The organism is Stenotrophomonas maltophilia, from assembly GCF_013464485.1.
Taxonomy (GTDB): Bacteria; Pseudomonadota; Gammaproteobacteria; order Xanthomonadales; family Xanthomonadaceae; genus Stenotrophomonas; species Stenotrophomonas maltophilia_AW.
Genome location: NZ_RAUX01000046.1, coordinates 1 through 11,461 on the forward strand (window position 1 = coordinate 1; position 11,461 = coordinate 11,461).

Annotated in this window: 9 protein-coding genes; 4 read left to right on the top strand and 5 right to left on the bottom strand. The window is 66.7% G+C overall.

Annotation, left to right across the window (positions count from 1 at the left end; genetic code table 11):
- Positions 1 to 186 precede the first annotated feature (186 nt).
- Complete coding sequence (locus D7Y61_RS18800) at positions 187 to 1,791, top strand: hypothetical protein (RefSeq protein WP_180868501.1); 1,605 nt, start codon at positions 187 to 189, stop codon at positions 1,789 to 1,791.
- Positions 1,792 to 1,870: 79 nt separating this feature from the next.
- Here D7Y61_RS18800 and D7Y61_RS18805 read toward each other — a convergent pair whose 3' ends face one another.
- Together D7Y61_RS18805 and D7Y61_RS18810 are read right to left on the bottom strand one after the other, a co-directional pair.
- Positions 1,871 to 2,581, bottom strand: a complete 711-nt coding sequence (locus D7Y61_RS18805; protein WP_180868503.1) for a glutathione S-transferase — start codon at positions 2,579 to 2,581, stop codon at positions 1,871 to 1,873.
- Between the two features lie 95 nt (positions 2,582 to 2,676).
- On the bottom strand, positions 2,677 to 3,168 hold the full coding sequence (locus tag D7Y61_RS18810) for a hypothetical protein (RefSeq protein ID WP_180868504.1): 492 nt from the start codon (positions 3,166 to 3,168) through the stop codon (positions 2,677 to 2,679).
- A gap of 154 nt (positions 3,169 to 3,322) precedes the next feature.
- Between D7Y61_RS18810 and D7Y61_RS18815 the strand changes: the two genes are divergently transcribed.
- Both D7Y61_RS18815 and clpB read left to right on the top strand, forming a co-directional pair.
- Positions 3,323 to 4,144 (top strand): DUF3014 domain-containing protein, encoded by an 822-nt coding sequence (locus tag D7Y61_RS18815; RefSeq protein WP_180868506.1) that lies wholly within the window; start codon positions 3,323 to 3,325, stop codon positions 4,142 to 4,144.
- Between the two features lie 181 nt (positions 4,145 to 4,325).
- Positions 4,326 to 6,911 (top strand): ATP-dependent chaperone ClpB, encoded by a 2,586-nt coding sequence (clpB, locus tag D7Y61_RS18820; protein ID WP_180868507.1) that lies wholly within the window; start codon positions 4,326 to 4,328, stop codon positions 6,909 to 6,911.
- 72 nt (positions 6,912 to 6,983) lie between these two features.
- Here clpB and D7Y61_RS18825 read toward each other — a convergent pair whose 3' ends face one another.
- From D7Y61_RS18825 to D7Y61_RS18835, 3 genes are all read right to left on the bottom strand, one after another.
- On the bottom strand, positions 6,984 to 7,784 hold the full coding sequence (locus D7Y61_RS18825; protein WP_180868509.1) for a MipA/OmpV family protein: 801 nt from the start codon (positions 7,782 to 7,784) through the stop codon (positions 6,984 to 6,986).
- 140 nt (positions 7,785 to 7,924) lie between these two features.
- Positions 7,925 to 9,214, bottom strand: a complete 1,290-nt coding sequence (locus D7Y61_RS18830) for an ATP-binding protein (RefSeq protein ID WP_180868510.1) — start codon at positions 9,212 to 9,214, stop codon at positions 7,925 to 7,927.
- The gene (locus tag D7Y61_RS18835) at positions 9,211 to 9,948 is read right to left on the bottom strand and encodes a response regulator transcription factor (protein WP_180868512.1); all 738 of its coding nucleotides are present in this window, start codon (positions 9,946 to 9,948) and stop codon (positions 9,211 to 9,213) included. The genes D7Y61_RS18830 and D7Y61_RS18835 overlap by 4 nt, the downstream gene beginning before the upstream one ends.
- Positions 9,949 to 10,130: 182 nt before the next feature.
- Between D7Y61_RS18835 and D7Y61_RS18840 the strand changes: the two genes are divergently transcribed.
- Positions 10,131 to 11,417, top strand: a complete 1,287-nt coding sequence (locus D7Y61_RS18840; RefSeq protein WP_180868513.1) for an O-acetylhomoserine aminocarboxypropyltransferase/cysteine synthase family protein — start codon at positions 10,131 to 10,133, stop codon at positions 11,415 to 11,417.
- The last annotated feature ends 44 nt before the right edge of the window (positions 11,418 to 11,461 follow it).

Consider the following 11,461-nt stretch of genomic DNA (forward strand, 5'->3'; position numbering starts at 1 on the left):
CCCCCAWGKWKGGGTTCACGGCGTCCCCCGCGACGCCCACCCGCCCGGGGCAGCCCAGGAATTTGCGATTCGCGCCCAGCCACGAGGGGCTCCGCCGTTGGCTGGAACCCATCATTCCACGACGGAATTGGCGCACCGGCCCCGCTGGGCCTACCATCGGCGGTCCCCMCCCCCACCGCCCCTTCCATGTCCGCTCCCGCTTCCGCCGCACCGCGTCGCTGGTTCGTCTCCGGCGACTTCAACGGCTTCTTCGGCCTGGTCGTCGACAACCTCTCCATCCTCGGTTTCATCGCCATGGCCCTGGTCGGGATCTTCCAGTTCCCCGCCGACGTGGTGTTCGGCCGCATGTTCCCCGGCACCGCCTTCGGCGTGCTGGTTGGCAACCTGCTGTACACCCTGATGGCACGCCGGCTGGCCGCGCGTACCGGCCGCGATGATGTCACCGCCATGCCGCTCGGCCTGGATGCACCGACCAGCATCGGCATGGCGTTGCTGGTGCTCGGCCCGGCCTTCATCGCCTTCAAGCAGCAGGGCATGGACCCGCATGCCGCGGGTATCGCGACCTGGCAGCTGGGCATGGCCGCGCTGGTCATCATGGGCGTGCTCAAGTTCGTGCTGTCGTTCTTTGGCGAGGCGGTCACGCGCGCGCTGCCGCGTGCGGCGCTGCTGGGTTCCATCGCCGGCATCGCGCTGGTGCTGATGGGCCTGCTGCCGCTGCTGGAAACGCTGCGCTCGCCGCTGGTCGGCTTCACCACGCTGGGCTTGCTGCTGTATGTGCTGATCGCCAAGGGCAAGCTGCCGGTGCGTGGCCCGGGCGTGCTGCTGGCCTTCGTGTTCGGCACCGTGCTGTATTACGGGCTGGGCCTGGCCGGGCTGGGCGCGCCGGGCTTCCATGTGCCGGCGTGGATGCCGCCGCAGGTGGTGCTGCCGCTGCCGACGCTGGGCTTCCTCGACGGCCTGCCCACCGCGATGACCTACCTGCCGCTGCTGCTGCCGTTCGGCCTGCTGATGGTGGTCGGCGGCATCAATGTGTCTGAAAGCGCGCGCGCGGCCGGTGACGACTACCGCACCCGCGACATCCTGCTGGTGGAAGCGGTGGCCACACTGGTAGCCGGTGTCTGTGGTGGCGTGGCACAGACCACGCCGTACATCGGCCAGCCGGCCTACAAGCACATGGGCGCACGCAGCGGCTACACGCTGCTGACTGGCCTGTTCGTCGGCATCGGCGGCATGCTTGGCATCATCTCGGGGCTGGTGCAGTGGCTGCCGCTGGCGGTGCTGGCACCGATCATCGTGTACGTGGCCATCGACATCACCACCCAGGCCTTCCAGGCCACGCCGCGCCACCATACCGGTGCGATGGTGTTCGGTTTCCTGCCGTCGGTGGCCTACCTGCTGGCGATCAAGGCGCCGGGTTGGATCGCCCCGGACCAGCTGCCGCAGCTGCTGACCAAGCTCGACGGCCATGGCCTGCCTGAGCTGGCGGTGATCTTCACGCTTGGCAATGGCTTCATCATCACCTCGATGCTGTGGATCTCGGCGGTGGCGGCGATGGTCGATGGTCGCCTGCGCCGCGCCTGCGGTTTCCTGCTGGTGGCGGCGGTGCTGACCCTGTTCGGCCTGATCCATTCGGTGGATCCGCGCGGTGGCATCTACCTGCCGTGGGACCTGGACGGGCTGGCGCGCATCATCAGCTGGCAGTTCGCCGGCGCCTACGTGGCACTGGCGCTGCTGCTGGGCCTGCTGTCACTGCAGAAGCAGGCGGTGAAGCCGCTGGGTGAAAACAGCTGACCCCAGAGTAGTCCCGGCCGCTGGCCGGCATCCTCATGGGCTTCGGATACAGTGTGCAGCTGCCGGCCAGCGGCCGGCACTACCGCTCTCCATCCAGTTCCGGGTAGTGGCGGAAGATGCCGTTGGTGTTGAACGGCAATCGCCGTTCCGAGTCCAGATAGGAGGCAATGTTGGGTCGTTTCGCCACCCGCTCCTGCAGCGCGCGCAGCAGGGGCAGGGTCGGTTCCAGTGCCTGCATGCGGCGTGGGAACATGTAGTTCAGCCCGCTCAGCAGCTGGAACAGCGACAGATCTACATACGAGTGCTCGCGCAGTGCATGGCGGCCACCATTGGCCGCCAGCACCTGCTCGAAGTAGCTGAGGAACTTCGGTAGCCGTTCGCTGCGCAGCGACGCGGCACGTGCCTTGGCCTCGGTCTTCTGCTCTTCGTAGTAATTCGATGCAGCGATCGGATGGTGGGTGTCATGCACCTCGGCCACCAGGTCGGCGATGGTCAGCTGCAACTGCAGCGCCTGCATCCGCCGCGAGGCTGCCTGTGGCACCAGGTCCAGCGTCGGGCCCAGGAAATCCAGGATGGCCGCGACTTGCGCGATGACCTGGCGACCGGCCTTCAGGAACGGCGGCGCGAAGGGCTGCGCACCTTCACTGCTGCCATCGAGAAACGGCTGCATCAATGCATCGCCGTGCACCCGCGCCATGTCGATGTAGTCGGCACCGGCATCCTCCAGCGCCAGGCGCACGAACTCGCCACGGCCCTGGATGCCGGTCCAGTAATACAGCGCGTACTGCATGGCTGTGTCTCCACGGGACAGAATGCATAGCGTCGCGCTGCTCGCGCAAAGCGGGCGTGAGTGCAATGCCTACCTGGCGTTGGATGTCGGAGTGTTCAGGCCGATGGCGCGACGGTGATGATGTCGTGTTCATTGACGCTGCCAGCCAGCGTGTAGCGATATCCCTTGGCCAGGACTTCAACGTAGCTGTCATGTGCGGCAAGGATGAAAAGCTGCAGGTCGTGGACATTGCGGGGATCGTAGTGCGCGAGCAGTGCCGCCAGGCCAGGATCGTGGATGACCCGGTAGAAGCCGGGGAAAGGGCAGAGACCGGTTTGCCGCCAGTGCGCGGTTTCATCGGCTGGTCCGGTTTCCTCGAAGATCTCGCCGTGGCGCATCTCGTGAAAATTTCCGCCCCGGCAACGCGCTTCATGGACAAATTCGAAATCCACCTGCAGTGAGCGGTAACGCATGCCCGGCTGCGCTGCATAGTCCTCCAGCGTCTGTGCCTCCACGTTCACCTGTGCGCTCGCGTTCTGCTCTCGATACACCAGTGTCAGGTCGAGCGTGCTGATGCGGAAAGGCACCGGTTCCGGGCGAAGCTCCATGGGTCGTTCGTCGAAGGGGCTGGACTGCTCATTGGGCCGCCCGTCGCACTGCGCTGTCAACGCGTTTCCCGAACCTTACCGGAACGGGTGGGGAACCCACGGAAATCAGCCGGGTCACACCTTGTCCATGCGTGTGAGAACGAGGTGCTGCATCATGCAGAGTGGAAAAGCGGTTTGGCCCTGGGTGTTGGGCGTGGTGGTGATCGGTGGCGCGGGCGGTTGGCTGTTCCGCGATCAGCTGAAGAGCCTGGCAGACGGTGTTTCGGTGCCGGTGCAATCGCCCCCCGCCAGTACCGGCACACCGGCACAACCGAAGGCGGCTGCGGAACCCGCCCCAACACCACCCCCGATCAAGCATCCGCTGGATGCCGAGGCTGCGGCCGACCCTGCATTGCCCGAGCTGGCTGACAGCGATGCGGCGGCCTGGGGCGCGCTGAGCCAGTTGTTCCAGGGCGAAGGGCCGCTGACCCTGCTGCTGCGCGATCATCTGATCCAGCGCCTGGTTACCCAGGTCGACAACCTGGACAAGCCCAGCGTGCCGCCGACCGCGCTGGCCGCGCGCCCGCTGCCAGGCAGCCTGCAGGTCGAGCCCGGTGAGGGCGGCGAGCGGATCGCCGCCAGCAATGCGGCGCGCTATGCGCCCTACGTGCAGGCATTTGCCGCGCTCGACCCGGCGGCAACGGCTACCGCCTACAAGCGCTTCTATCCGCTGATCCAGCAGGCCTATGTGGACCTGGGCCGACCCGACGGATATTTCAATGATCGCCTGGTGGCGGTGATCGACCATCTGCTGGAAACCCCGGAATTGGCCCAGGCGCCGCTGGTGCAGCGCGATGAGCGCGGTCGTTACCGCTTCGTCGATCCCCCCCTGCAGTCGCGCTCGATCGGGCAGAAGGCCCTGCTGCGCATGGATCCGGCGCAGGCGCGGGCGGTCAAGCAGCAGCTGCGGGCGATCCGCAGCGCGATCACCCGTTGAACCCTTCCACCGCGCGGAACTGATCGGGATCAACGCGCCGACCACACCCGTTCCGGCATGCTGGCCGCAGGCTGACTGGCCTCGGGGTGCAGTCGCAGCCACCCTTGAAACGGGGTGGGGCAACCGCATCTTTCCAGCATCGCCGGCGCGGGCCGGCCCTGATGACCGATGAGGATTCGCAATGCGGATGGACAAGCTCACCTCGCGTTTCCAGCAGGCGCTGGCAGACGCACAGTCGCTGGCCGTGGGCCGCGACAACAGCATCATCGAACCGATTCACCTGTTCAGCGCGCTGCTGGACCAGCAGGGCGGCAGCACGCGCCCGCTGCTGGCCCAGGCCGGGGTGAACGTGCCGGTGCTGCGCGAGCGCCTGACCGAGGCGCTGGATGCGCTGCCCAAGGTGTCCGGCCAGGCCGGCAACGTTTCGATGGGCAATGACCTCGGCCGCCTGCTCAATCACACTGACAAGCTGGCCCAGCAGAACGGCGATGCCTTCATTGCCAGCGAGTGGTTCGTGCTGGCCGCGCTGGAAGACAACGGCACGCTGGGCATGGCGCTGCGCGCCGCCGGTGCCGACAAGGCCCGCCTGCAGACCGCCATCGACAAGCTGCGCGGCGGCGAGAACGTGCAGTCGGAAAATGCCGAAGAACAGCGGCAGGCGCTGGAGAAGTACACCATCGACCTGACCGCGCGTGCCGAGAGCGGCAAGCTCGATCCAGTGATCGGCCGTGACGAGGAGATCCGCCGCACCATCCAGGTGCTGCAGCGCCGGACCAAGAACAATCCGGTGCTGATCGGCGAACCCGGCGTGGGCAAGACCGCGATCGTCGAAGGCCTGGCCCAGCGCATCATCAACGACGAAGTGCCCGAAGGCCTGCGCGGCAAGCGCGTGCTGTCGCTGGACATGGGCGCGCTGATTGCCGGCGCCAAGTTCCGTGGTGAATTCGAGGAGCGGCTGAAGGGCGTGCTCAACGACCTGGCCAAGAGCGAAGGGCAGATCATCCTGTTCATCGATGAGCTGCACACCATGGTCGGCGCCGGCAAGGCCGACGGTGCGATGGATGCCGGCAACATGCTCAAGCCGGCGTTGGCACGCGGCGAGCTGCACTGCGTGGGTGCCACCACGCTGGACGAGTACCGCAAGTACATCGAGAAGGATGCCGCGCTGGAGCGCCGCTTCCAAAAGGTGTTCGTGGGCGAACCGTCGGTGGAGGACACCATCGCCATCCTGCGCGGGCTGAAGGAAAAGTACGCGGTGCACCACGGCGTGGAAATCACCGACCCGGCCATCGTCGCGGCGGCCACGTTGTCCAACCGCTACATCACTGACCGCCAGCTGCCGGACAAGGCCATCGATCTGATGGACGAGGCGGCCTCGCGCCTGCGCATGGAGATCGACTCCAAGCCGGAGGAACTGGATCGTTTGGAACGCCGGGTGATCCAGCTGAAGATCCAGCGCGAGATGCTGAAGAAGGAAAAGGACGAGGCCTCGCGGCAGCGCCTGGCCGATCTGGAGAACGACATCGATGCGCTGGAGCGCGAGTTCTCCGACCTCAATGAAATCTGGAAGTCGGAGAAGGCCGCGCTGCAGGGGGCAACCAAGATCAAGGAGCAGGTCGAGCAGGCCAAGCTGGAGCTGGAATCCGCGCAGCGCCGCCAGGATTTCGCGCGCATGAGCGAGATCCAGTACGGCCTGCTGCCGCAGCTGGAGAAGCAGTTGGCCGCCGCCCAGGAAGCCGAACACAAGGACTTCAAGCTGGTGCAGGACCGGGTCACCGACGAGGAGATCGCCGAGGTCGTCTCGCGCTGGACCGGCATTCCGGTCAACAAGATGCTCGAAGGCGAGCGCGACAAGCTGCTGCGCATGGAAGAGGTGCTGCACAACCGCGTGGTTGGCCAGGAAGAAGCGATCAAGGTCGTCTCCGATGCGGTGCGCCGCTCGCGTGCCGGCCTGTCCGATCCGAACCGTCCGGCCGGCTCGTTCCTGTTCCTCGGTCCGACCGGTGTCGGCAAGACCGAACTGTGCAAGTCGCTGGCCGAGTTCCTGTTCGACAGCGCCGACGCGATGATCCGCATCGACATGAGCGAGTTCATGGAGAAGCACAGCGTCGCCCGCCTGATCGGTGCGCCCCCGGGCTACGTCGGCTATGAGGAAGGCGGTTACCTGACCGAGGCGGTGCGCCGTCGCCCGTACTCGCTGATCCTGCTGGACGAAGTGGAGAAGGCGCATCCGGATGTGTTCAACATTCTGCTGCAGGTGCTGGACGATGGTCGCCTGACCGATGGCCAGGGCCGCACTGTGGACTTCCGCAACACCGTCATCGTGATGACCTCGAACCTGGGCTCGCACCAGATCCAGGACATGAGCGCCGACGACAGCCCGGAGGCCTACACGCAGATGAAGGCGGCGGTGATGGGCGTGGTGCAGGCGCACTTCCGTCCGGAATTCATCAATCGCCTGGACGACATCGTGGTGTTCCATCCGCTGGACAAGCAGCAGATCAAGCAGATCGCGCGCATCCAGATGCGTGGCCTGGAAAAGCGCCTGGCCGAGCGTGGCTTGAAGCTGCTGGTGTCCGATGCAGCGTTCGACCTGCTCGGCAACGTCGGTTTCGATCCGGTGTATGGCGCGCGTCCGTTGAAGCGTGCGATCCAGGCGCAGCTGGAAAATCCGCTGGCGCAGAAGATCCTGTCCGGGGCCTTCGTCAACGGCGACACCATCGAAGTCGGCAACGACGGCGGCCATCTGGTATTCGCCAAGGCGTGATTCACACGGGGCGCTGCCTGACCGCAGCGCCCCGTTTCCTGCGGAGCATGCCGGGCCATGCCCGGCGCTCACTCAGAAGCGGTGCGTATAGCCGCTCATCAAGCCGAACTGGTTCGCCTTCTGCACGATCGGGCTGTCGGCCGCATCGCCCAGCAGACGGGTGCCTTCGGCCGAGATGTACCAGTTGCCATTGCGGCCCACGCGGTGGCTCCACTTCAGGCCGAGACCGGCGCTGACCAGGCCGGCCTTCGGCTTGTGCTGGGCAAAGCCGGTGCGCGCCGCCTGTTCCGGGCTGACGCCGTACCAGGTCTGCATGTAACCGCGGTTGCCGTAGTCGGTGGAAACACTGCCGCTGACCACGCCACCGGCCAGGTCGAACAGCGGCATGCTCAGGTTCAGATGGATCTGCTGGGTGGCCAGGCCGTTCTCGGCCTTGTCCTCATCCTTGCGGGTGAACTGCCAGGAACCGCTCAGCACGGCTTCGCCCAGCGTATAACCAGCGGAGAGGCCGACCAGGGGACGGGTACGGATATCACCCATGCCGCGCAGGAAGTCCGAGCCACCGAGGGCCGAGTCCCTGTCGCGGCGGCTGCCGCTGGCACCGATGTAGGCGCGCACATGCGTGTGTTGGCCGATGCCCGTGCCCCAGCCGATGCCACTGGTGCCCAGAAACCAGCCACCGGGTGACATGGCATCGAAGGACAGCATGGGCGACGCCTGGTACTCCTTGCTGCCGCTGTAGCGTGGGGTCGCACCGGCACCGGCGGCGACTTCGAAGGTCCAGTGGTCATCCTTGGCATGGGCGATCGGCGCGGCAAACAGCGGCAGCAGGGCCAGGCAGAGCAGGGACGGAGTACGGCGAAGCTGGGACATGGAAACTCTCGACAATGGGAGGAAAACAGCACGCGCATCCGGCGTGTGCTGCAGGGTTGCCAGCGTGGCGATATGCCGGCGACCGATCCCTCCGCAGTTGTGCGGGAGTTGTAATCAACTGTAATGGCGCCCTTGGGCGTTCAGCTGGCAGCCAGCGGCCAGTGCATTTCCAGGCGCGCACCGCCCAGCGTGGCGCGGCTGATGCGCAGCTCGCCACCGTGGCGGGCGGCGATGCGGCTGACAATGGCCAGGCCTAGTCCGAAGCCGCCGGTGTCGCGGCTGCGGCTGTCGTCCAGGCGGGTGAATGGACGCATCACCTTCTCGCGATCGGCTTCGGCGATGCCGGGGCCGTCGTCATCCACGCGCAGGCAGGCGCGGCCGCCGACATCGACCAGCGAGACTTCCACCTGCGAATGCGTGTGGCGCAGCGCATTGCCCACCAGATTGCTCAGTGCCAGCTGCAGCAGGCGCGGCTCGGCATCCACCCGTGGCAATGCACTGGGCTGCACGCGCAGGACCACGCCGGCACGTTCGGCATCACGAAGCACATCGGCCAGGCAGGCCTGCAGCCAGTCGTTGGCTTCGATGCGCTGTAGCGGTTCGCCTTCGCTGGGATGTTCCAGGCGCTCATAGGCCAGCAGTTCGCTGACCAGCCGGTTGAGTTCGGCCAGGTCGCCGTGCAGGCCCTGTGCCAGCCGTTCGCGGCGTTCGCGATCGTCACTGTCCTGCATCAGGTCCAGGCCGAAGGCCACGCGCGCGATCGGCGTGCGCAGCTCATGCGAGATCGCATGGGTCAGGTCGCGTTGGCGCTGCACCAGTTCGGCCACGCGCGCTGCCATGCGGTTGGAATGTTCGAGGATGACCCGGATCTGCGAGCGCGGCGACACCTGCGCGCGTGCCTGCAGGTCGCCGGCGCCGATGCGGTCGGCGTGCAGGCGCAGTGCTTCAAGATCGCGCCAGAGCAGGCGCACCCAGGCATACAGGCTGGCGCCGACCAGCAGCAGGATGCTGAGGTATGCCGCGATTGTCATGTACGTCGTCATCTGCACAGCGCCAGGCAGGCGCAGGTGCAGCCAACGGCCATCGCTGCCCTCGATGGGCAGCAGGACCTGCTGGTATTGATCGCGCACGATGAAGCCATCGGCCTTCACGGCTGCCTGTTCCTGGGGGGCGAGCGCGGGAGGACTGTCGAGCAGGGTCAGAGCGATGCCGTAGTGTGGCTGCCACTGCTGCAGGCGCTCACGCTGCTGGCCGGCGTCCAGGCCGGCCAGGCCACTGCGCAGGGCGTACACCTGCCCGCGCACCTGCTGGACGAAAACGCGATCCTGCACGGGCGTGTAGATGCCGTCCAGGATGTGGTTGAGGAAGAACACTGAGGCCAGGAAACAGGCGCCGGTGATGATCCATAACCACAGGAACAGCCGCTTCATGCCGACCAGGCCGACGGGTTGAACTGGTAGCCACGGCCCCACACGGTCTTGATCCGCCGCGGTTCGCGCGCGTCATCGCCCAGCTTGCGGCGCAGCTTGCCGATGCTGACATCGACACTGCGGTCCAGACCGTCGAAGCCGATGCCGCGCACCGCCTGCAGGATCTGGTCGCGCGACAGGATCTGCCCCGGCTGGCTGGCCAGCAGCCACAGGATCTCGAATTCGGTGGTGCCCATGTCTATCGGCTGGCCATGCAGATGCACCTCGCGCTGCATGCGGTCGATCAGCAGTTCGCCGTGCATCAGGCGGCAGGGCGTGCCGGTGTTGCTGCTGCCATGGCGGCGGCGCAGCAGGGCGCGCAGGCGGGCCAGCAGCAGGCGCGGTTCGATCGGCTTGTGCACGTAATCGTCGGCGCCGGATTCCAGGCCCAGTACCTGCTCGATGTCGTCCTCGCACGCGGTCAGCATCAGGATCGGCACATCGGAGAAGCTGCGGATCTGCCTGCACACGTCGATGCCGCCGAGGCCGGGCAGCATCAGGTCCAGCACAACCAGTTCCGGCGCGTGCTGGCGGCAGGCCGCACCGGCGAGGTCGCCACGCGCGACGTGCTGCACGGCGAAGCCATGCTCGTGCAGGTAATCGCTGACCAGCTCGGCCAGGCGACGATCGTCTTCCACCAGCAGGACCTGGGTCGGTGCGCCGCTGGCGGTGGGTGTCCAAGGGGAGGGCTGCATGCGCGTTGGGCTTCCGTGCCCGGGCAGGAGCGCCCGGCGGCGAAGCCTAGCAACGCCTCGTGACCGCTGCCTGAATCGCGGCCAACTTGATAACCGGTGGTACTGGCGTCATCGCCAGCAGCTTTCAGCGCGTGGATCTGGCTGGCCTATGGTGGCGGTTTCCCCGGATGGAGCCTGGCGCAATGAGCGACCCGCAGTGGCAACTGGAAACCCTGGCCGTGCACGGCGGCTACCGTCCCGACCCGACTACCCGCGCGGTGGCGGTGCCGATCTACCAGACGGTGGCGTACGCCTTCGATGACACCCAGCACGGGGCCGACCTGTTCGACCTGAAGGTGCCCGGCAACATCTACACGCGCATCATGAACCCCACCACCGATGTGCTGGAGCAGCGCCTGGTCGCGCTGGAGGGGGGCATCGGCGCGCTGGCACTGGCCTCGGGGCAGGCTGCGATCACCTATGCCATCCAGACCATCGCCGAAGCCGGTGACAACATCGTTGCCTCCAGTGCGCTGTATGGCGGCAGCCTCAACCTGCTGGCACACACGCTGCCGCAGTACGGCATCCAGGCGCGCTTTGCCGACCCGGCCGATCCGGCCGCGTTCGCCGCGTTGATCGACGAGCGCACCAAGGCGGTGTTCGTCGAATCGATCGGCAACCCGCGCGGCAACGTCACCGACATCGCCGCCATCGCCGAAGTCGCTCACGCGGCGGGCGTGCCGCTGATCGTAGACAACACCGTAGCCACCCCCTTCCTGCTGCGCCCGTTCGAGCACGGCGCCGACATCGTGGTGCATTCGCTGACCAAGTACCTGGGCGGCCACGGCACCAGCCTCGGCGGCGCGATCATCGATTCCGGCCGTTTCGACTGGGCCGCGCAGCCGAAGCGCTTCGCGCGCCTCAACCAGCCTGATCCGAGCTACCACGGCGTGGTCTATACCGAAGCACTGGGGCCAGCGGCCTACATCGGCCGCGCGCGCGTGGTGCCACTGCGCAATACCGGCGCGGCACTGTCACCCTTCAATGCCTTCCTGATCCTGCAAGGCATCGAGACCCTGGCCCTGCGCATGGCGCGCATCAACGACAACGCACTGGCCGTTGCGCAGTTCCTGAAGGCGCACGCCAAGGTGGCCTGGGTCCGATACGCCGGGTTGGCCGACGATCCGGAGCATGCTGCCGCCCAGCGCTACCTCGGTGGCCACGGCTCGGGCGTGCTCACCTTCGGCCTGCCAGGCGGCCGCGATGCCGGCGCACGCTTCCTCAATGCGTTGAAGCTGTTCACCCGGCTGGTGAACCTGGGTGACGCCAAATCGCTGGCCACCCATCCGGCGTCCACCACCCATCGCCAGCTGGATGCCGCTGAACTGGCCAAGGCCGGCGTCAGCGAAGACACCGTGCGGCTGTCGATCGGCATCGAGCACATCGGCGACCTGCGCGCCGACCTGGAACAGGCCCTGGCCGGCGCCTGATAGCCACATGCTTGGTCGTCATCGCTACAGGCGATCACCACCGG

What these genes read in the sequence shown, in the direction of transcription:
- D7Y61_RS18830 (WP_180868510.1), bottom strand. Translation starts at nt 9,214, where the DNA reads ATGAAGCGGCTGTTCCTGTGGTTATGGATCATCACCGGCGCCTGTTTC.
- D7Y61_RS18835 (WP_180868512.1), bottom strand. Translation starts at nt 9,948, where the DNA reads ATGCAGCCCTCCCCTTGGACACCCACCGCCAGCGGCGCACCGACCCAG.
- clpB (WP_180868507.1), top strand. Translation starts at nt 4,326, where the DNA reads ATGCGGATGGACAAGCTCACCTCGCGTTTCCAGCAGGCGCTGGCAGAC.
- D7Y61_RS18810 (WP_180868504.1), bottom strand. Translation starts at nt 3,168, where the DNA reads ATGGAGCTTCGCCCGGAACCGGTGCCTTTCCGCATCAGCACGCTCGAC.
- D7Y61_RS18815 (WP_180868506.1), top strand. Translation starts at nt 3,323, where the DNA reads ATGCAGAGTGGAAAAGCGGTTTGGCCCTGGGTGTTGGGCGTGGTGGTG.
- D7Y61_RS18800 (WP_180868501.1), top strand. Translation starts at nt 187, where the DNA reads ATGTCCGCTCCCGCTTCCGCCGCACCGCGTCGCTGGTTCGTCTCCGGC.
- D7Y61_RS18825 (WP_180868509.1), bottom strand. Translation starts at nt 7,784, where the DNA reads ATGTCCCAGCTTCGCCGTACTCCGTCCCTGCTCTGCCTGGCCCTGCTG.
- D7Y61_RS18840 (WP_180868513.1), top strand. Translation starts at nt 10,131, where the DNA reads ATGAGCGACCCGCAGTGGCAACTGGAAACCCTGGCCGTGCACGGCGGC.
- D7Y61_RS18805 (WP_180868503.1), bottom strand. Translation starts at nt 2,581, where the DNA reads ATGCAGTACGCGCTGTATTACTGGACCGGCATCCAGGGCCGTGGCGAG.